Raw genomic sequence first — 19,895 nt, 5'->3', positions numbered from 1 at the left:
CGGCATCGATTGGATCGACGCCGGCTTCGCTTTATTCAGATCGGGAAGTCGCTGGGACCCCTCGACGATCGCTTACTGCGCCGCTGGCGCGTTCTCCGCCGGAGCCGCCGGCACCGGATCTGTCGGCGCTACGGCCGGATCTGCCGGCGTGACAGCGTCAGCCGGCGCCGTTTCCGGCGCCGGAGTTGTGCTCAGCAGCGGGTCCAGCAGGATCGGCGACTCAGTGGCCGGTTCCTCGACCAGCGGGGTCGGCGGGATCGGCTCCAGAGCAGCACCCGACGGCGGGGCGACATTGTTCGGATTCTGGTTCTGGAAGTACTGGAAGAACTCGGAATCCGGCGACAGCACCATGGTCGTGCCGCCGCCCGTCAGCGATGCCCGGTACGACTGCATCGAGCGGTAGAACTCGAAGAAGTCCTGATCCCGGCCATAGGCCGCGGCGAAGATCTCGCTGCGCGCGGCTTCGCCCTCGCCTCGGAGGATTTCCGAGTCGCGGCGGGCCCCGGCGAGCACCTCGACGGCCTGGCGGTCCGCGACGGCACGCGCCGTCTGGGCCACTTCCTGGCCACGCGCACGCAGCAGCGCCGCTTCGGCCAGACGTTCGGCCTTCATGCGGTTGTACGTATCGGCCGACACGTTGGGGTCGAGGTCGGTCCGCAGGATGCGCACATCGACGATCTCGATGCCCAGTTGCTCCATGTCCGGACGGATCAGGTCACGGGCCTCGCGCATCATTTCCGGGCGCTGTTCAGACAGGGCCGCGGTGAAGTCGCGCACGCCGTAAATCTGGCGGAGCGCGTCGTCGAACAGCGTCGAAAGGCGGTCATCCACCACGCGAAGGTCGCCGCTCGCACGCGAACGGAACACCCGCGGCTGCGAGATGCGGTACGTAGCGAAAGCGTCGACGATGTAGAACTTACCGTCCGACACCTGCACGCTCATGTTGGCCTTGTCGTAGCGCAGCAACCGGTCCTCGATGATCTGGACCGTATCGACGAAGTCCGTCGGGATCTTGAAGTAGAGCCCCGGCGCGGTCTTCACGTCCGTGATCTGACCGAAGCGCATGACGATAGCCTGCTCGCGCTCGTTGACCACGAAGATCGACGAAACGAACACATAGATCAGCGCGATGGCGGCAATGCCGAGAATGACTAGACGGTTCATGGCTTACTGCCCCCCGGTGGTAGTAGTCGGGGAGGGAAGGACCGAGCTTGCGCCGGACCTCAGTTCAGGCAGCGGCAGATAGGGGATCACGCCCGAACCACCTGCCCCATTCTCGACCAGCACCTTTTCGGTTCCGCCGAGCACTTGCTCCATCGTTTCGAGGAACAGGCGCTTGCGCGTCACTTCCGGAGCCTTGGCATATTCCTGGTAGACAGAAAGGAAGCGTGCCGCCTCGCCTTCTGCTTCCTGCACAACACGGTTCTTGTAGGCAGCCGCGTCTTCGCGAAGCTTGGCCGCCTGGCCGCGTGCATTACCCAGGAGTTCGTTGGCGTACTGCCGGGCTTCTTCCTGGAAGCGCTCTTCGTCCTGCCCGGCGCGCTGCACTTCGGCAAACGCGTCCGCCACCTCGGTCGGCGGCGCCGCCTGCTCGATGGCAACGCGCGACACGGTCACGCCCATGCCGTAGCTCTGCACGATGGACTGCACGATGGCACGCACGTCGTTGGCGATACCGGCGCGGTCGTCACGGAACACGTCCTGCACCGGACGCTGACCGACGACTTCGCGCATGGCGCTTTCCCCGATCGAACGCACCATGTCGTCGGGATCGCGGACATTGAACAGGTACGCGACCGGGTCGCTGACCGACCACAGGACCGAGAAACTCACATCGACGATGTTCTGGTCGCGCGAAAGCATCAGGCCTTCGTCGGACTGCGCACGGGTCGAACCGACCGAACCAATCGTGGTTCGATTTTCGGAGCGAGGCGCCCGTTCAACCGTCTCGATCGGCCAGAGCGCAAAATGGAGACCTGCAGGAACCGTCTCGACCGGCTGGCCGAAGCGGAGCTTCACAGCCCACTCCTGTTCCTGCACGGTGAACACGGAATTGGCTACCCAGAACACGCCGAGCGCCAGGACGACGCCGATAATGGTCCAGCGCCCGCCCGGAATACCACCACGGAACTGGTCGCGGCCACGCGACAGCAGCTCGTCGAGGTTCGGGCCCCCGCCGCCGCGCCGGTTACCACCGCCACCACCTTGTGGTGCCTGCCCCCAGGGACCGCCACTGTTCGAGTTGCGGCCTCCCCCGCCCGTATTATTGTCCCAGGGCATTAGCTACCTTTCCTGCCGGGTTGTCGTTTGCCGAACTATATAGGGAAGCCCCCCTCACCGATCAACGTGCGGGTCGTTCGCGACGGTGATAGAGTTTTACCGTGAAGGCGTGGCTGTCCCGTTCGGTCCTTTGCACATCGAGTACCGCTTCTACTTCCCAGATCTTGGGGTCGATGGTCGGGAAGAAAGCATCTCCCGCCGGCGATGCATCCACATGTGTGACGTAAAGCCGCTGCGCCAGAGACATAGCCTCCCGATAAATCTCGCCGCCGCCGCCGATAAATACTTCTTGCGAGCCGTCCGCGACCGCCACCTGCTGCGCCCGTTCCAGCGCTTCGGCAAGGCTGCGAGCCACGAGAATACCCTCGGCCGAATAATCGGCCTGCCGCGTCACGATGATGTTCGTCCGTCCCGGCAGGGGTTTTCCGATACTCTCGAACGTCTTGCGCCCCATGATCAGCGGCTTCCCCAGCGTCGTGCGCTTGAAGTGCGCGAAGTCCGTCGGCAACCGCCACGGAATCTCGCCCTCCGCGCCGATCACGCCATTGGCGCCGACGGCCGCGATCATCGCCACTGGCACGCTCACAGGGCACCCAGCTTGGCGAGCGCCTCACCATCGACGCGTACCTTCGTCCACTCGTCCTGCATGACGCCGCCCTGCGATTTGTAGAACTGGATCGAGGGCTCGTTCCAGTCGAGCACCCACCACTCGAAGCGCCCCAGCCCCTCGCGCACACAGCGCTGCGCCAGGTTGACCAGCAGCGCCTTGCCGACACCGAGCCCACGCGCCTCCGGGTCGACGAACAGATCCTCGAGCCAGATGCCGTGCCGGCCCTGGAAGGTCGAATAGGTGTAGAACCACAGCGAGAAGCCGACGGGCTTGCCCTCCCACTCGGCGATCTCGCAGAACACCTTGGGATCGGCGCCGAACAGGTCGCGCAGGATATCGGCCTCGGTCGCCTTCGCCTCGTGTGTCAGCTTCTCGTATTCGGCCAGCGCTTCGATGAACTGGATGATCAGCGCGGCGTCATCGGGCGCCGCACTGCGGATGGTCATGGTCATATGGGTCAGCCCACGTTCGGCTCTGGATCCTGCCGGTTGAGGATCAGCACCTCGAGCTCGCGCCCGTAGGGCGGCCACCAGTCCTTGGCTTCCATCTCGAAGGTCGTTGGCCCGGTCTTGGTCACCTCGCCATCCCAGCAGAACGACACGAGGTTCTGCGGCAGGCCCTTGTCGATGGTGAGGTGGAAGGTCCCGATCGTCCCCGACCAGTTGGCGCCGGTCGACCAGATGTAGCTGAGCCAGCTCTCGGTGAACGGCGCGCCATAGGGCTCGTCCGGCTTCGGCAGCGTCTTCTTGACCGCATTGATGAAGCTGTCGTCGGTGCAATAGCGCTTCTTGTAGTCGGCGGCCGGGTCGTAATCCTCATATGGCGGCGACAGGAACGTCACGGCCACGGTCCCGCCCACGCTCGGCTTGTAGCTGTGCTCGACCACCACCGTCTCGCCGGCTGGGAAGTGTGCCTCCCAGCTGTAGGTCGATTTCAGCGTCCAGACCGGCACGTAATCGGTCTGCAGGCCCTGCCCGGCGTCATACTCCATCGGGATCACCAGCGCCCGCCGGAAAAGCTCCCTTTTGGTCGCATCGTCGAGCGCGTTGATCGCCGTCTGCGTCGCTTCGCCAAAAGGCGCCAGCGGTATGCCGAGATCGGTCAGGTACTGCGTGTAGTCGATATTGGTCGCGAACACGTATTGGTGCAGTTGCGCATCAACCGGCTCGCCATCCACCAGCGTCTCGAACCCGAAGACATTCACCGGATCCTCGGTCGGGATCGCCACCATAAAGTCCCCGTCGCCCTTGATGTCCGGCAAGGGGAAGGCCACAAGCGCGTCGGTGTCCTTGTCGCTATCGTTGTGGAACTCATAGCGAACCCTGACCTGCTCAGGCGAGATGTAGAGGTCCTCCCGCGCCATCCGGACCTCGTCGGTCTCGATGAAGATCAGTCCACCTGCGCCGAGCGTCGACATCGTGTCATTGGCGACCGCAGGCGCGGCAAGCAGCGCGGCAACAAGCGCAAAACCAAAACGTCTCATGCGAACCTCGGCCTCGATTGTGAGCATGGGCAAGTGGTGCGCGACGCCGGGTGAACCCAGCCTGAATCGCTCCCGTCCCTGCCGCCAAGGTTACGGGCGAAACGCCATCGCGGGCGAGTCGAAACTGCGTCAGGTTCATTCGCCAAGCCCCGAACAGACCGGTTGCTTGTCGAGTAACTTGCTAGAATATATAAGCGGGATAGTCGCCGAAGTTGGAAAATCGTTTCGATGCTCACCGCCAAGGGGAAGTACGGGCTAAAGGCTCTCGTGCACATGTCGCAGATGCAGCCGGGCCAGCTGGCGCTCGCCACCGAGATGGCCGAAGCCAACAACATTCCCAAGAAGTTCCTGGACGCCATCCTTGGCGAGTTGCGCAACGCCGGCATTGTGCAGAGCCGCAAGGGCAAGGGCGGCGGGTATCGGCTCGCCCGCCCGCCCGAAGAGGTCAAGGTCGGGGCTATAGTACGCGTGCTCGATGGTCCCCTCGCGCCGATTCCCTGTGCCAGCCACACCCGCTACGAGGCCTGCGAGGATTGCGATGTCGCCACCTGCCAGGTGCGCCACATGATGCTCGAGGTTCGCAACGCCATCGCCGAAGTGCTCGACCAGACCACGCTCGCACAGATGCGCGACATGGATGGCGACCTGCTGCCCCTGGAGCTTCGTACCGCCTGATCCCTCGACTGGAAGATCGAAAAGGGATCGCCCCCTTATACCGCCACAGGCGCCGAGAGATGCGATTGCGGCTCGTAGTCGTAGACCTCGAAATCCTCGATCCGATAATCGAAGATGCTGGCCGGCTTACGCGTGATCCGCAGCTTGGGATCGCCGCTCGGCTGCCGCTGCAACTGCTTTTCCACCAGCTCCGAGTGGTTGAGATAGGCGTGCACGTCGCCGCCGTTCCACACCAGCTCGCCTACGCCGAGGTCGCACTGCTGCGCGATCATCCGCGTCAGCATCGCGGCGGAGAATACATTGAACGCATACCCCAACCCCAAGTCGCAGCTGCGCTGGTAGAGGATGCACGAGAGCTCGCCGTTGCCGACATAGAACTGGTAGTTCATGTGGCACGGCGGCAGCGCCATCTCGTCGAGATGGGCCACATTCCAGCCCGTGAAGATGTGCCGCCGCGAACTTGGGTTGCGGTTCAACCCTTCGACCAGCCGTTCGATCTGGTTGATCCCCTGCGGATCGCGCTCGTAGAGGTCCGGCCGCTCGGTGCTCGGCGAGTAGGTGTCCCAATTGGTCCACTGCACGCCATAGACCGGCCCGAGATCGCCCCACTGCGCGGCAAACGCCTCGTCGGCGATGATCTTCGCCTCGAACTCATCGCGCGTCAGCGCCGAACCGGTGGCCTTGTTGAACTTCGCCAGCGGCCAGTCGGTCCAGATATGAACGCCCTGCTCCACCAGCGGCCGGATGTTGGAGTTGCCGGTCAAGAACCACAGCATCTCCCGCGCCGCCACCTTCCACGCCACCTTCTTGGTGGTGAGCAGCGGCACGGACTCGTCGCGCAGCGAATAGCGAACCGTCGCGCCGAACACCGACCGCGTCCCCACGCCCGTGCGGTCCTTGCGCTCATCGCCCGTCTCCCAGACGCGCCGCAGCAGGTCGAGATACTGCTGCTCGGGATGCTCCGGCGGGCTCTCGATCATGGCGGACCTTATTGCTGTGGCGGTGCTCACTCGATACTCCCGTCGCGGATCGCCCTGAAGGGCCAGCATACCAATTCAATATACCCGATTCTGCCCTGCTGCGGACCGTCCACAGCCCGTTTGCATCGACGCGGTAACGCCCCTATATAGGACTTGCCGGCAACGGCTATGGCGATAAACGGCTAGCGTAATAAACCCATTGGACCCGGGGGCAGTGCCCGGCGCCTCCACCAGAACTCCCCGTCGTGGCGGGCTCATGGGGGCGAAACAGGATCGACAAGGGCGTAAAGGTTAGACTTTTGCTCGGCATGGTACCACCGATATCGGGCCATCCTAATAGTTGCCAACGACAACTATGCTAAGGTTGCTATCGCTGCGTAATGCGGCGCCAGCACCTGAACTGAAAGTCCTCCGGGCCTAGCAGTCCGACAGGCGGGGTTCGCAGGCACCTGGCAACAGAAGCCTGCACCTTCTCCCCGCCCCGCCGCACAAGTTGACCGAACAATCTGGCAAGCTCGCCCTTTTGCCTTGAATTGTACCCCCATGGGCGGTGATTATGTCCGGAACGGGGGATTCCCCCGAACGTCAGGGAAACCAATGGCTGAAGACCTCATCCGCTACGACATTCTGGCTCAGGAAGCGCTGCGCGGCGTGGTGCGCAAGGTGCTGTCGGAAGTGGCGCGGACCGGCCTGCCCGGCGACCATCACTTTTTCATTTCCTTCGTCACCCGGGCCCCGGGCGTGCGCCTGAGCCAGCGTTTGCTCGAGCAGTACGACAAGGAAATGACGATCGTGCTGCAGAACCAGTTCGATGGCCTCAAGGTCACCGAAACCGGGTTCGAAGTCGGCCTCTCCTTCGATGGCCGTGCCGAAATGCTGGTCATCCCCTTCTCGGCCCTCAAGGGCTTCTTCGATCCTTCCGTACAGTTCGGCCTGCAGTTCGACGTGGAACGCGCCGGCGAACCCGACGGAGAGGCCGAGGCCTCGACCGGTGCCGAGGACGCACCGGCTGCACCGAAGGCTGTACCTGCACCCGAAACGCAGGGCGAAAAAGTCGTCAGCCTCGACAGTTTCCGCAAGAAGTGACGGCCCGGTGGAGAAGCGCTCGCTGACCATCGCGGGGCATCGCACCAGCATCGCCATCGAACCCGAGTTCTGGACCGGTCTCGAAGCCATAGCGGCCGACGCCGGCAAATCCATCGCTGCGCTCATCGGCGAGATCGACGAACAGCGCCAGGTCGCCAACCTCAGTTCCGCCGTTCGCCTCGCGGTGCTGGCCTGGTACCGCGATCGGAGGCTCTAGTTGCCGAGGCCGATATCCATCGGCTTGTTGTTGAACTCTTCCAGCGCCTTCTTGATCGCGGCTTCCTCAGCCGCAGCATCCTCGGCGGCCTTCTTTGCGGCCGCTTCCTCCGCCGCTTGCTTGGCGGCGGCCTCCTCGGCAGCCTTGGCAGCGGCAGCTTCTTCGGCTGCCTTCTTGGCCGCGGCATCGGCAGCGGTCTTACGGATCGCCTCCTCCACCGCCGCCTTGCGGATCGCCTCCTCGGCCGCGATCCGCGCCGCCTCGGCTTCCGCAGCTTTCTTGCGCGCCTCGTCCTCGGCCCGCAGCTTCTCGAGCCGTGCCACCTCGGCCTCATAAGCCTTGACCATGATCGCATCGACCAGGCCCGAGACGTCGAACACCCGCTCGGGCGCATCCAGCCGCCCGGACAGCCGGGCCACCACGCGCGCCGAACTCGTATCGACCAGCGCTGCCGGCGTGACCGCCGTCGGCGTCAGCGCATAGTCGCCCGATATAGCGAGGTCACCCAGCCGGATCGATCCGCCGCCGAACAATTGCCCGCCATCGCCCTCGATTGAGAGGTTCGGGCTGCGCAACACGCCGCCGGCGATGGTGAAGTTCCCGCTGACACTGGGGCTGACAAACGGCCCACCGTCGAGCTTTTCCTCGATCAGCGCGGTCAACTGCTCAGGCTGCATTTCGAGCAGGTTGCTCACGCCATTGATCGCAGCCGGAGCCCGCGGGTCCAGCCGTTCAACTCTGAACCCGCTGATGCCGTACGTCCCTTGGCCGGTCATCGTGGCGAGAATCCCCGCAACACTGCCACCGGTGGAGTCGAACCGGCCCGAGGCATCGATCGTACCTTCCAGCGCGTCCGCGACCGCCGCCGGCGCGATGCCGTCGATCGGCACTCCCGTCAACGAGATCCGCCCCGTCACCTGCTTGTCTGGGAGTGGTCCTGCGCAGCAGACCGCCAGCTCCAACCCAACTTTGCCTTCACCGATGCTGGCACTTGCGTTGCGCAGCCGGACCGCCGCCTTGTCCCAGTCGAGGTCGAAGCGCAGGTTGCTGGCAACCTCCCGGCCGCCGGCATCAAGCCCGGTCGCTGTCACCGCAACACGCCCGCTCGTCGTTCGCGGAACATCGCCGCTCGACAGCGGCCCATCCGGCCACTGCCCCGTCCCCGTGAGCAGAGCCGCCGGGCCGGTCAGCGTCCGTAGCATGCCCGCTACATCGACGCGCCCCACCTCCAACGCCCCAGTGACCACGCGCCCGGCGCCCTTGTCGGCCAGCGTCATGCTGCCCTTGAACTCTTCCTCGCCGGACTTTCCGGCGATGCCCGTCAGGGTGAGATTGGTCGCCCCCTCGAAAGCCAGCGTCGCCGAACCCGACAGCGTCGGCAGTGAAATCCCGCCCGCGCCGAGCCAGCTCGCCAGCGCCGACGGATCGGTCAGCTTCGCCTTGAACGTGCCCTTGCCGCTGAATGCCTCCGGATTGGTAACGAGCATGTTGCCTGAGAAGCCGATTGCATCCTCGCCCCCCTCGACGAGCACAGTGGTCTCGATGCTGTTGGCTACATTCCCGTCGATCACGCCGACCAGGTGCACCGGCACGCCTTCGGCGAACAGCGGCGTATCGCCGAGCCCAAGCTGGGCCGTCATCGCCGCTGCGTCGGCTGAGTTGAGGTCGAGCCGCACCTTCACCGGCCCGGAGAGGGCCCGCAGGAAGCCCGCGCTCACTTGGGCCTCGGCTTTGACATCGGAGGCGGCGAGCTTGCCGGTCGCCGAGAGGCTCTGCGCGCCATCCCCGGTTGGCGCATCGAGCCGCAGGTTGAGTTCGGCCGGGAATGACCGCGCGAGGAACTGCGTCATACCCGGCGAGGCCCGCAGCGTCCGGTACAACCACTGCACCCCCGGAGCCTCGGCCGATGCCGCCGAAACCGTGCCCGAACCCGACAACTCGGGCTTGAGGAACGACCCGAAGGCGGTGAGCCTGGCGTCGAACTTCACCCCGCCAAGGTCGGTGGCCGCAAGCCGATCGAGGACCAGCACGCCGCCGTCCCACGATCCTGCCGCCGCCAGCCCGCGGCCATCGAGCCCGTCGATTGTCAGCGCATCTGCCGCGACGTCGAACTCGCCCTTGCTGAAGCTCGCCGCGAATGCGGCGTCACTGGTCAGGTCCGGTAGCAGCGCCAACAGCGCGGCACTCCGGGTCGTATCGAGACTCCCGAGGCTTGCCGAGAGGTGCAGGTCATGCGCGCTGAGCCCAATCTGCGCCGAAAAGCTCCGCGTCTCGCCATCGAGATCGAAATGCGCATCGCTGAGCGACAGCGTGTCCCCGACAAGGTCCACCCGTGCATCCAGCGTACCCGGCATCCCGAACAGCGGGTTCCCCTCCGCGGGTTTCCGCCACAGCGTCGATAGCGCGTCGAGCCGCTGCGCGGCAATCGACAGCCGCCCGGCAAACTCTGGCCGCCCAGCCGGCATGGTGACCTCGCCCGAGAGCGACACGGTCGTGTCACCCGGCAGCGAGCCGCTGAACCCCGTCACCGTCCAGCCGCCGTCATGCGCCTGCGCATCGAGCCGTACGTTGCGCAGCGCGAAGCTCCGCAGGTCCAGCTCCGCGATATCCATGCCTATGGTACCCGGAATGCCCGGGACCGCCGGCAGCGGCAATTCCCGCAGCAGCCGGAGCAGCTCGTACGGCTCGACCGCCTGCTCGGCCGTCGCATCGCGCGGCGGCAGCGCCAGCACGCCGCCCGACACCACGGCGTTGAACGACATGCCCTGCCCCAGCGTCACATCGGCCGCGCCCAGCAGGCGCGTCGTAGCGCGGTTCTCGTCGGGCACGACAATGTAGTCGGAGAGCAGCACGCGCCCCGGCGTCGCCTCCACCTTGCTGGTCAGCACGAGGTCGCCCTGCCCGGCATCCGCCATCGTGCCCTCGGCCGGCTTCGGCGGCGGCTGCCGCCACGTCACCGTTCCGGCAAAGGCCGGTGCCAGGCCCGTGCTCAGCGTCCCTTCCGCCGCCAGCGTGAACGAGTTGTCCGCCGGCCTCAGATTGATCGACAGCGTGCCGACCCCATCGGCCTCGAGTGCGCCTGTGGCAACTCGTAACGCATAGCTCTTGCCGCCGACGGCGCCGGTGCCCTGGAACGAGAATGGACCGCGTAGGGCCTCGAGCCGCACATCCCCGGCGACGTCAGTCGCGCGGTAGCTCTCCCCGGTTCGCCCGTCGTTCAACAGCACGGTTCCGCCGCTGATCACGGCATTGGCGATGGAAATGTTGCTTTGCACCGTCTCGGCCAGCGCGAGCCCGCTATCCACTCCGCCATCCGGCGCCACGTTGATCGTCAGCGTCGGGCTTTCGAGTTCGAGCCGGGTGACGCTGTATTTGTCGCGCAGGAAGTCGACCAGTGAGAACTCCGCCTCGACCCCTTGCACCGTCAGGTTCGGTGCCCCCTCGGGGCCCGCGCTGACATCGCCAAGACGCAACGTCGGCTGCGGCAAAAGGGAGAACGACACGTCCCCATCGATGCGCACCGGCGTCCCCAGTGCCTCGGCGGCGATGGCAGCCAGCCGGTCGCGATACTGCCCCCACGGGATGAAACTCGGCACGACGAAAGCCGCGGCGATGGCAAGGATCGCGACGACCCCGACGATGATAAATAGCCGGTTGAGCACGGGCCCGATGAATCTCCGCACAACTCAAGGGAGTGTAGGCAATGGCTCATGTCCCGTCACGGTCTGATCTGCCCACGCGCGGTCATTTCGTGTTTGCACAACACCTCAGACTGCTCTCACGCTCAGGTGGTAGCGGCTGTCCACGCGTCGTAGAGCGGCTGCCGATCCGACGGCTGCCCCGGAAAGTTGACCTGCGCCGGATCGATATCGGCCCATGGCAGCGCGCTGTCGGTCCAGATATTACCGACCGGCACGGCCCAGCTGGAATCGTCGAGCGTTCCCGGCTTCAGCACCAGCATCTGCGGACTCGCCAGGGGCTCATTCCAAAGCTTCGTCCCGCATCTGGCGCAGCCAACCATCCGCACCGTCCGTCCGCTGTCCGCCGGCTTGTCGTAGCGCATCAACTCGCCTGACAAATGCTCGAGCCGCTCGCGGGCGACCGGCATAGACATCGTGTGCGTGCCCCCGCTCGTGCGCTGACAGTCCTTGCAGTGGCAATTGTACGACCCGAGCGGTGCGCCCGTCAGCCGATACCGCGCAGCCCCACAGAGGCACCCGCCCTCGACCGGAAACTCCGGCAACCTGATCCCGCTCACCTGCACCCTGCCTCCATGAACCTGCCGTTTCAGCCCGCGTTCAACCGAAAGTCATCATATGACTCATCGAACACACCAGTGAGGAGAGACGACGATGACACCCGAACAACTGATCCTGGCAGCCGCCTTGGGCCTGCGCAACCGCTACGCGCACGGCATCGACGATCGGCTGCTGGCCGACATGGGCCTGACCCCGGAAGAGGCCGCCAGGCAGCAGCGCTGGTTCCGCCGCAAAGCCCGTTAAACCGGTTCATCACCGGTTCATCACCGCGGCTCAATAAGCCGCACCTGCCGATTTCGGCACCAACCAGGAGAAGCAAATGTTCAGAGCGCTGTTCAAGCGTGCGGAACGCAGGCGGGTCCTCACCGATCTGATGAAGTTCGATGATCACCTGCTGCGCGATATCGGCCTCACTCGAGGCGACCTCGCGATGATGCGTGCCCGCCGCCACCCGTCGCCCTCTCGCGGCCATGAATGATCCCGCGGTAGGCGATAGACCAAAATGAAGGGCTCCGAGCGACACTGCCGGAGCCCTTCTCGATTTTCGGTGAGATGCTCAACTCGCCCTTGCCACCTGACCACCCGGATACCCGTCGGCCGGCGCACGAACTTGCCGGACCTCACACCGCGCTTGGCAGAGTGCGAACGCCGGACACGAAGGTCCCTTACAGCCCGGCTTTGTCGACATCGGCACGCTGACCAGTCCGGCGTTGTCCCGGGTCGCTCCGGGCAGGTTCGCGATCGTACCCATCACAACACCCCCGCCGGGGCGGCGAACAGCCCTTCAATCGTCTCGCGATCGGGACCACCAAACCGGCTCGCACCCATCGCTCCGACCAGGTTGCCGAGGATCTTGTGGATCATTGGTCCACTCGTCGCGGGCAGATGGCCCGAGATGATGGTCGACGGATCGAGCTTTTCGATATCCGACAGCAGCGCGCCGAACATCGATTTGTCCGCCCAACCGAGCCAGGGCGCATCGACGCTCGCCCAGGCGGTCTGCCCTTCGCGCAGCACGCTCTCGGGAATGTCTGCAACCTCCTCGCGCGGGCCATCGAGCAGCGCGCCGAACGCGTCGGCGCTGAACAGCACGCGGGTCTTGGTGTCGAAGAAGCCGTTGGTTTCCGGCGCGTCGTAGATCACCGGCTTGACCGAGACGAGCTCACGGTCACCGACATCCAGCCGTTGTCCGGCCTCGAGCACGTGCAGGCGGGTCATGTCGAAATCGCCGCGGAGGCCGAACTTGGCCGCCCCCAACCCGGCAATGACGACCTTGGCGTTTGGGGCGAGCTTCATCACCGCCTCGAGGTTGAACACGTGGTCGAGGTCGGTGTGACTGATCCAGATCCAGCGCAAGTCGGCCGGATCGATGACCTCCTGCAGTGCATCGAGATAGGCCTCGCTGACGCCGACCCAGCTGGTATCGACCAGCACGGGCTCCTTGGCGTGGATCAGGTGCGCATTGATCGGTAGGATGCCGAGCCCCGGGATCGGAGCGAAACTGCGGAAGGAAGTCGTGTCCGGCGCGACCTTGCTGGCGCCGATGAAGCTTGGGGTGTCCATGTCCAGTTCTCCTCTGGCAATCGGTCACAATTGACGGTACAATACTGTGCAATTAAATCTGAACCGGACATGAATGGTTGCACGCGCGCGTGCATTGAATATATGACCAGGACCTATATCAAGGGAAAGCGGGCCGACAAGGAGGCCGACACGCGGCTGCGCATCGTCGAGGCGGCACTGGCGCTGCATGGCGAAATCGGTCCGGCCAAGACGACGATCAGCATGATCGCCGAGCGCGCCGGCGTGCAGCGGCATACCGTCTACGCGCACCTGCCGGACGAGCGCGCGACGTTCATGGCGTGCTCGGGGCTGTTCGACGAGCGCTACCCTTTGCCCTCGCCCGAGGTGTGGGCAGAGCTCAACGACCCTGAGGCACGGCTCAGGGCGGCGCTGATTGCGCTCTACCAGTGGTTCGCCCGCCACGAGGCGATTACCTCGCACGTATTGCGAGATGCCGAGCAGAACGCAACCTTGCGCGAGGTATCCGAGATGCGCCTCGGCGCGCCGCTCAGCGCGATTTTCGCCTCGCTCGCCAGCGGGCTCACCGAGAAACAGCAGGCGGCACTGACGGTGGCGGTTAGCTTTTACACCTGGCGCACCCTCATCCGGGATGCCGGGCTGGAAGTGCAAGCCGCTGTCGAGTTGATGGTGGGGACCGTCGTCAACGCCGGCCGATAGAAAAGCAGAAGGGCCCCGCAGGGCCCTTCGCAAACTCGTTTGTGACGGAAACTTAGTTCTTCGCCTTGTCGACCAGCGCGCCGGCCTTGATCCACGGCATCATGCCGCGAAGCTTCTCGCCGACTTCCTCGATCTGGTGTTCGTCGGCGAGGCGGCGGGTCGCCTTGAAGCGCGAAGCGCCGCCCTTGTATTCCTGCATCCACTCGGAGGTGAACTTGCCCGACTGGATGTCCTTGAGCACGCGCTTCATCTCGGCCTTGGTCTCCGAGGTGATGATGCGCGGACCCGAGACATACTCGCCCCACTCGGCGGTGTTCGAGATCGAGTAGTTCATGTTGGCGATGCCGCCCTGGTAGATCAGGTCGACGATCAGCTTCACTTCGTGCAGGCACTCGAAATAGGCCATTTCCGGAGCGTAGCCGGCTTCCACCAGCGTCTCGAAGCCGGCGCGGATCAGCTCGACGAGGCCGCCGCAGAGCACGACCTGCTCACCGAACAGGTCCGTTTCGCATTCCTCGCGGAAATTGGTCTCGATGATGCCCGAACGGCCGCCGCCGACGCCCGAGGCGTAGGCCAGCGCGATGTCCTGGGCATTGCCCGAGGCGTCCTGGTGCACGGCGATCAGGCACGGCACGCCGCCACCCTTCTGGTATTCGCCACGCACGGTATGGCCCGGACCCTTCGGCGCGATCATGATCACGTCGACGGTCTTCTTGGGCTCGATCAGGTTGAAGTGAACGTTGAGCCCGTGCGCGAAAGCGATTGCAGCGCCATCACGAATGTTAGCCTCGATCTCGTTCTTGTAGATGTCGGCCTGCAGCTCGTCCGGGGTCAGCATCATGATCACGTCGGCCCATGCGGCGGCATCGGCCACCGACATGACCTTGAGGCCCTCGCCTTCGGCCTTCTTGGCCGACGGCGAACCCGGGCGCAGGGCGACGACGATGTTCTGCACGCCCGAGTCACGCAGGTTCAGAGTATGTGCATGGCCCTGCGAACCGTAGCCGACGATCGCGACCTTCTTGGACTTGATGATGTTGAGATCGGCATCCCGATCGTAATAGACGCGCATGGTGGTCTCCCTTTTGTGCGTTTGGCCGCCTGGGCCGATTTCCAATTCGATTTGGCGCTCGACGCGCCGTTACTTGCCCCCGATGCGGCACCCGGTCAGCCCGGCTGCCCCACCCCGTAGATCTTCAAAAACTGTTCCGTCGCACGCGCCGCATCGCGCGACACCTCGGCCTCGCTCGGATTGTACGATTCGCCCAAGAGCAGCCGGATCTGCGCGTCGCGCACCACCAGCCCGAAGAAGCTCCGATAGGCCTCTTCGGAACTGTCGAAGCGCAGCAGCCGCGCTTCCCGCCCGGCTTCCAGCACCGGCTTCAGGCGTTTGCGGATGGCGAGCGGCCCGTTCTCGAGCACGATCTGCCCGAGCCCGTGTTTCTCCGCCCCGGCGTGCCCGATGGCCAGCCGGTTGAGCGTCACCGACACCTGCCCGACGATGGTGCCAAGGAGGTCATGCGCGAACTGCTCGATGCTCTGGCGCAGCGACTCGGTGTCGAGCCGCCAGCGGTCGACATGCGGCGCTTTCACCTTCGCGGCCTGCCATTGCACGGTCGCCGTCAGCAGCCCGTCACGGTCGCCAAACCATTTGTAGAGCGTCTCTTTTGAGCACGAGGCGCGGCGGGCCACCGACGTCATTGTGAGCCTGTCGCCCTGTTCGACGAGCAGGTCCAGCGCCGCCGTCAGCACCTGCTGCTGGCGTGGCGTGAACGTCTCTTCACCATGGCCAACCGTGACGGCCACTTGCATCCCCTGAATGAGTTGGCGAAGCCGTACCGTAACGTACGGTTCGGATCAAGAGGAATGTGTGGCAGCGTCATTGCCCTAGTTTTGCCCCCGGCTGCCGCACGATCGCCGTGCCGATGAACGGCTCCTGAACGTTACTGAACCATTGCCGCATGCGCCCAAAGGCGGGTTGCCGGAACTGTCACGCAATGCTGGTATGGCAGTTCACGAGCATCGGAGGAAGAAGATGAAGACGTCGCTGCCCACCCGCGCCTTTGGCAAGACCGGCATGCAGATCACTCGCCTCGGCGTCGGCGCCTGGGCCATGGGCGGCAACATGTGGGGTCCGCAGGACGACGCCGAGTCCGACGCCGCCATCCGTCATGCCATCGACCTCGGCATCAACTGGATCGACACCGCCGCGGCCTATGGCGTCGGCCACTCCGAGGAGGTTATTGGCCAGACGCTGAAGTCGCTCCCGGCCGACCAACGCCCCTACGTCTTCACCAAGGGTGGCGTGATCCGCGATGCGGACGGTTCGAACCCGCGACGGCTCGCCAACCGCGAAAGCCTCCGCAACGAACTCGAGAACTCGCTTCGCCGCCTGCAGGTCGATACCATTGATCTCTACCAGGTCCATTGGCCGGCGACCGATGCGCCGCTCGAAGACTATTGGGCGACGATGCTGGAGCTGAAATCGGAGGGCAAGGTCAAGCACATCGGGCTCTCCAACCACAATGCCGAGCAGCTCGGCCGCGCCGAAGCCATGGGCCATGTCGAAACCCTGCAGCCGCCTTTCTCGATGATCAAGCGCGAGACGGCCCAGGAGATCCTGCCCTGGTGCGCCGCGCACGGCACCGGCGTCATCTGCTACAGCCCGATGCAGGCCGGCCTTCTCACCGGCAGCTTCACCAGGGAGCGCGCCGCCACACTCGCCGACAACGATTGGCGCAAGACCAACGAGGAATTCATTGGCGACCGTCTCGACCGCAACCTGGCTCTGGCGGCAGCCCTGAAACCGGTCGCCGACAAGCACGGCACTTCGATTTCCACGGTCTCCCTGACCTGGGCGCTCGCTTGGCCTGGCCTTACCGCCACCATCGTCGGCGCCCGCTCTCCGGCGCAGGTGGATGGCTGGATCGACGCCGCGACGATCGAGCTCGATGCCGCCGATCTCGACACCATCGCCAAGGCGATTGCAACCACGGGCGCCGGCCAGGGTCCGACGCGGCCGTAGTCGAGTAGAGCATCCACCCACGATGTCACCCCGGCGAAGGCCGGGGTCCATCATGAGATGCCGCAACCCACTGTGAACGCTGAGATATCTCACGATGGATGCCGGCCTGCACCGGTATACATCGGGTGTTTTGCGAAACTAGTCCCCCCGCCCCTACCCCGCCGTACAATGCCCGCACCTCATCGATGCGAGGCGCTACGCGGCGTCGCGGTGGGGGTTCGGGCTGGCGGGGAGGCGTCCTCGCCAGGGTCTGGTGGAAGCGTACGCTTTGCGCACCATCGGGCCAAAAGACCGTTCGCAATGGGCGGGGCGAGAGTCCCAACCTTTGTACAGTTTGGCGGACGACCGCCACAGGTACGAAGTCCCGCCCATGCCGCATCCTCCGGAAGCGGCGAGCCTGCAGTAAACCCTGATGGCGAAAGCCAGTCGGGTATTCGGCACGTCCGCTATATCGCCCGCGCCGCCCCGTCCGCCGTGCGGAACGCCAGCGCCATGATGGTCAGCACCGGGTTGAAGCCACCATTGGTGGGATGCACCGAGCCATCGCAGACGAACAGAGTGTCGTGACCCCAAACGCGCCCGGTCGTGTCGGTGACCGACCGCGAAGGGTCCGTCCCCATCCGGCACGTCCCGGCTTGATGCTGGCCGCCAGATAGCCCCGGATTGGGCGCTTCGCCCCAGGTCCGCGATGCGCCGGACGCTTGCAGCCAGTCGTGTGCCTTGCCATGCACGTGATGCGCCGTCCGCACCGTCTCTGGATGCACCGCACCGGAGAGCATCGCCACCGGCAGGCCCCATCTGTCGCGAACGCCGGCTGACACCTGTACCCGCGCCTCTGGATTCGGGATCTCATGAATCGGCCCGGCGATGCGGAGCACATGCTCGAAGTGATCGCGCATGAAATCCTTGGCGCCCTGCCCCCAGCGTCGCTGGTCCGGCGGCAACACGTTCTTCCAGAAGATGATCGGCGGCTGCACGAAGTCGTCGGCCAGCATGCCACCGCCAATGACACCCGGATTGCCGTGGCTGTACTGGGTTGTCGCGATACTGACACCCGGCCCGACCGAGCCATGCACCGGCTCGTCGAACATGCCGTAGGCCACGGCATAGACATGCCCCTGCAGGTTCCGGCCGACCTGATCGTGATTGTTCCCGAGCCCATCTGGCTCACGCGAGGACGGCGAGTTCAGCAGCAACCGGGCCGTCTCGATCGCGCCGCCCGCCAGCGCCACAGCCTTGGCTCGCACGGTGTGCCGCCTGCCTTCGCAATCGGTGAACACCACGCCCTCGACCCTGCCGGCCGCGTCGGTCGCGATCCGCTCGACCATCGCCCCCGTGACCATATGGCAGCGCCCCGTGGCGAGTGCCCGCTTGATCATGGTGTTCTGCGTGCCGTTCTTGGCATCGCTCGGGCACGGAAATCCGACGCAGCTGCCGCAGCCGATGCAGGCTTCGCGCCCATCGCGCCGCTGGCTGTTGATCGCGAGGGGCGGGCGCGTTGTGGAAATCCCCAACGCTGCCGCCCCGCGCCTCAGCACCGAAGTCGCCGGCTGCTCGGGCAGCGGCGGCATCGGATAGTCGCGGGCTCGCGACGCTTCATGGCCATGTGCCGCGCCGCTGCCGGAAACCCCGATCTCCCACTCAGCCCGTTCATACCAGGGCGCCAGCTCGTCGTAGCTGATCGGCCAGTCGACCAGCGATGAGCCCTCCGGCACGCCATAGAGGCTGGCCATGCGGAAGTCATCGCGGTGGAACCGCCAGGCCTGCGCACCATAGACCAGCGTGCCGCTTCCCACCGCGGCCGCGAGGTTCTGATAGCCGTTCTGATGCGGTTGCAGCACGTGCCTGGTACCGTCGCGATCGACCACCACGCGCGGATTGCCGTCGAGATCGGGACCCGTGTTGTGGCCGTAGAGCGCCAGCCGGTGATTGCGCAGATGATCGCGGTGGCCGCTATCGACATAGTCGCGCTCGAGCCCGCGCTCCAGCAGCAACACATGCTTGCCGGCCTCGGCCAGCGCCCCCGCAGCGACGCCGCCGCCGGCCCCTGCGCCGACGATGATTACGTCGTAGTCGAGCGAGCCCGAATATCCCGCGGCCGGCTTGCCGTCGCGAGCGTTCGGACCACTTGGTCCCTCCGGCAATCGGGCGTCGTAGCCCACCATCCGCCACGCCGCAGCATCCGTATTCCCGCAATTCCCCGGGTCGGCGTAGACCCCCTCAGCAACTAGCTCAACCAGCCGCTGGAACCAGGGCGAAGTCTCGATCTGGATCAGCAGGGCGTCGCGAACGAGCGCTGATAGGTCACTGAAGTCTGCCGGCAGCGTGGCCAGTCCGGCCTCGGTCGCCATCGCATCAGCCGAATGCTCGGCAAAATGCCGGTCGAGATACGCCATCGCACCGAACGCGATGGCACCACCGTCGCGATCGGCCGGCATGATCCGGTCGACCACCGCTGCGAGCAGCGTCCTGTCCATTTGTCCCTCCTCACCGACCCCTCAGTCAGTGAAACGCACGGCCCCGATGTGGTCGAGATTGCGGTTGCGCTGTGCGTAGTCGATGCCGTAGCCGACGACGAAACGGTCCGGGATTTCGAAGCCGATCCAGCGCGCCTTCACTTCGACTTCGCGCCGCGACGGCTTGTCGAGCAGGGCGCAGACTTCGATCCGCTTGGGGTGGCGCGTGTTGAGGATTTCGAGCACGTGCTTCAGCGTGTAGCCGGTGTCGACGATGTCCTCGACCAGCAGCACGTCGCGCCCCTCGATCTCGCCGCGCAGGTCCTTGAGGATGCGCACTTCGCGGCTCGATTCCGTCGAATTGCCGTAGCTCGACACTTCGAGGAAATCGACTTCCACCGGCAAGTCGAGCTCACGGACGAGATCGGCGATGAAGATGAATGAGCCGCGCAGCAGCCCGACGACCACCAGCTTGTCGGTGCCGGCATAGTGGGTCGAAATCTCCTTGGCGAGTGCCTCGACCCGGGCCGCGATGGCCTTGGCCGAGATCATCTCGTCGATCACGTAGTTGCGCGTCGTCATG

At 65.1% G+C, this 19,895-nt stretch carries 20 protein-coding genes and 1 other RNA gene; 8 read left to right on the top strand and 13 right to left on the bottom strand.

Going from position 1 to position 19,895, the window contains the following annotated elements; translation table 11 throughout:
* Window positions 1–72: 72 nt before the first annotated feature.
* From hflC to ACOYW5_RS01430, 5 genes are all read right to left on the bottom strand, one after another.
* Window positions 73–1,164, bottom strand: a complete 1,092-nt coding sequence (gene hflC, locus ACOYW5_RS01450; RefSeq protein WP_423067494.1) for a protease modulator HflC — start codon at window positions 1,162–1,164, stop codon at window positions 73–75.
* Between the two features lie 3 nt (window positions 1,165–1,167).
* On the bottom strand, window positions 1,168–2,280 hold the full coding sequence (hflK, locus tag ACOYW5_RS01445; protein WP_423067493.1) for an FtsH protease activity modulator HflK: 1,113 nt from the start codon (window positions 2,278–2,280) through the stop codon (window positions 1,168–1,170).
* Window positions 2,281–2,341: 61 nt separating this feature from the next.
* Window positions 2,342–2,848 (bottom strand): dihydrofolate reductase, encoded by a 507-nt coding sequence (locus ACOYW5_RS01440; protein ID WP_423069383.1) that lies wholly within the window; start codon window positions 2,846–2,848, stop codon window positions 2,342–2,344.
* Window positions 2,849–2,862: 14 nt separating this feature from the next.
* Window positions 2,863–3,342, bottom strand: a complete 480-nt coding sequence (locus ACOYW5_RS01435) for a GNAT family N-acetyltransferase (RefSeq protein ID WP_423067492.1) — start codon at window positions 3,340–3,342, stop codon at window positions 2,863–2,865.
* A 5-nt stretch (window positions 3,343–3,347) separates the two neighbouring features.
* Window positions 3,348–4,373, bottom strand: coding sequence for a DUF4424 domain-containing protein (locus ACOYW5_RS01430; RefSeq protein WP_423067491.1), 1,026 nt, complete (start codon window positions 4,371–4,373; stop codon window positions 3,348–3,350).
* Window positions 4,374–4,601: 228 nt separating this feature from the next.
* Here ACOYW5_RS01430 and ACOYW5_RS01425 point away from each other — a divergent pair, with 228 nt between their 5' ends.
* A complete protein-coding gene (locus tag ACOYW5_RS01425) occupies window positions 4,602–5,048 on the top strand; it encodes an RrF2 family transcriptional regulator (RefSeq protein WP_423067490.1) in 447 nt (148 codons plus the stop codon).
* A gap of 35 nt (window positions 5,049–5,083) precedes the next feature.
* Here ACOYW5_RS01425 and thyA read toward each other — a convergent pair whose 3' ends face one another.
* Window positions 5,084–6,028, bottom strand: coding sequence for a thymidylate synthase (thyA, locus tag ACOYW5_RS01420; RefSeq protein WP_423069382.1), 945 nt, complete (start codon window positions 6,026–6,028; stop codon window positions 5,084–5,086).
* A gap of 116 nt (window positions 6,029–6,144) precedes the next feature.
* On the opposite strand from thyA, the gene ssrA reads away from it, so the two are divergent.
* From ssrA to ACOYW5_RS01405, 3 genes are all read left to right on the top strand, one after another.
* Window positions 6,145–6,498: a transfer-messenger RNA gene (ssrA, locus tag ACOYW5_RS01415) on the top strand.
* 127 nt (window positions 6,499–6,625) lie between these two features.
* Complete coding sequence (locus tag ACOYW5_RS01410) at window positions 6,626–7,114, top strand: SspB family protein (RefSeq protein WP_423067489.1); 489 nt, start codon at window positions 6,626–6,628, stop codon at window positions 7,112–7,114.
* 7 nt (window positions 7,115–7,121) lie between these two features.
* On the top strand, window positions 7,122–7,331 hold the full coding sequence (locus ACOYW5_RS01405; protein WP_423067488.1) for a ribbon-helix-helix domain-containing protein: 210 nt from the start codon (window positions 7,122–7,124) through the stop codon (window positions 7,329–7,331).
* On the opposite strand, the gene ACOYW5_RS01400 is transcribed toward ACOYW5_RS01405, so the two are convergent.
* Window positions 7,328–10,993, bottom strand: a complete 3,666-nt coding sequence (locus tag ACOYW5_RS01400; protein WP_423067487.1) for an AsmA-like C-terminal region-containing protein — start codon at window positions 10,991–10,993, stop codon at window positions 7,328–7,330. The two genes, ACOYW5_RS01405 and ACOYW5_RS01400, sit on opposite strands and share 4 nt — an antisense overlap.
* Before the next feature lie 122 nt (window positions 10,994–11,115).
* On the bottom strand, window positions 11,116–11,589 hold the full coding sequence (locus ACOYW5_RS01395) for a GFA family protein (RefSeq protein WP_423067486.1): 474 nt from the start codon (window positions 11,587–11,589) through the stop codon (window positions 11,116–11,118).
* Window positions 11,590–11,683: 94 nt separating this feature from the next.
* Between ACOYW5_RS01395 and ACOYW5_RS01390 the strand changes: the two genes are divergently transcribed.
* Entirely contained in the window at window positions 11,684–11,833 is a 150-nt protein-coding gene (locus tag ACOYW5_RS01390; protein WP_423067485.1) for a hypothetical protein, read from the top strand.
* A 76-nt stretch (window positions 11,834–11,909) separates the two neighbouring features.
* Complete coding sequence (locus tag ACOYW5_RS01385; RefSeq protein WP_423067484.1) at window positions 11,910–12,068, top strand: DUF1127 domain-containing protein; 159 nt, start codon at window positions 11,910–11,912, stop codon at window positions 12,066–12,068.
* A 272-nt stretch (window positions 12,069–12,340) separates the two neighbouring features.
* Here the strand turns inward: ACOYW5_RS01385 and ACOYW5_RS01380 are convergent, their stop codons facing one another.
* A complete protein-coding gene (locus tag ACOYW5_RS01380) occupies window positions 12,341–13,153 on the bottom strand; it encodes an MBL fold metallo-hydrolase (protein WP_423067483.1) in 813 nt (270 codons plus the stop codon).
* 102 nt (window positions 13,154–13,255) lie between these two features.
* Between ACOYW5_RS01380 and ACOYW5_RS01375 the strand changes: the two genes are divergently transcribed.
* Window positions 13,256–13,831: a TetR/AcrR family transcriptional regulator gene (locus ACOYW5_RS01375; RefSeq protein ID WP_423067482.1), complete on the top strand. Its 576-nt coding sequence runs from the start codon at window positions 13,256–13,258 to the stop codon at window positions 13,829–13,831.
* 52 nt (window positions 13,832–13,883) lie between these two features.
* On the opposite strand, the gene ilvC is transcribed toward ACOYW5_RS01375, so the two are convergent.
* Window positions 13,884–14,903, bottom strand: coding sequence for a ketol-acid reductoisomerase (gene ilvC / locus ACOYW5_RS01370; RefSeq protein WP_423067481.1), 1,020 nt, complete (start codon window positions 14,901–14,903; stop codon window positions 13,884–13,886).
* 95 nt (window positions 14,904–14,998) lie between these two features.
* Window positions 14,999–15,643 (bottom strand): TetR/AcrR family transcriptional regulator C-terminal domain-containing protein, encoded by a 645-nt coding sequence (locus ACOYW5_RS01365; RefSeq protein WP_423067480.1) that lies wholly within the window; start codon window positions 15,641–15,643, stop codon window positions 14,999–15,001.
* Window positions 15,644–15,866: 223 nt separating this feature from the next.
* Between ACOYW5_RS01365 and ACOYW5_RS01360 the strand changes: the two genes are divergently transcribed.
* Complete coding sequence (locus ACOYW5_RS01360; protein WP_423067479.1) at window positions 15,867–16,856, top strand: aldo/keto reductase; 990 nt, start codon at window positions 15,867–15,869, stop codon at window positions 16,854–16,856.
* Window positions 16,857–17,302: 446 nt separating this feature from the next.
* Here ACOYW5_RS01360 and ACOYW5_RS01355 read toward each other — a convergent pair whose 3' ends face one another.
* Window positions 17,303–19,333 (bottom strand): GMC family oxidoreductase, encoded by a 2,031-nt coding sequence (locus ACOYW5_RS01355; protein ID WP_423067478.1) that lies wholly within the window; start codon window positions 19,331–19,333, stop codon window positions 17,303–17,305.
* A gap of 21 nt (window positions 19,334–19,354) precedes the next feature.
* On the bottom strand, window positions 19,355–19,894 hold the full coding sequence (hpt, locus tag ACOYW5_RS01350; protein ID WP_423067477.1) for a hypoxanthine phosphoribosyltransferase: 540 nt from the start codon (window positions 19,892–19,894) through the stop codon (window positions 19,355–19,357).
* Window position 19,895: the final 1 nt, after the last annotated feature.

This window comes from Devosia sp. CN2-171 (assembly GCF_049354815.1).
Classification (GTDB): Bacteria; Pseudomonadota; Alphaproteobacteria; order Rhizobiales; family Devosiaceae; genus Devosia_A.
This window is presented reverse-complemented; position numbering and strand designations above follow the sequence as displayed.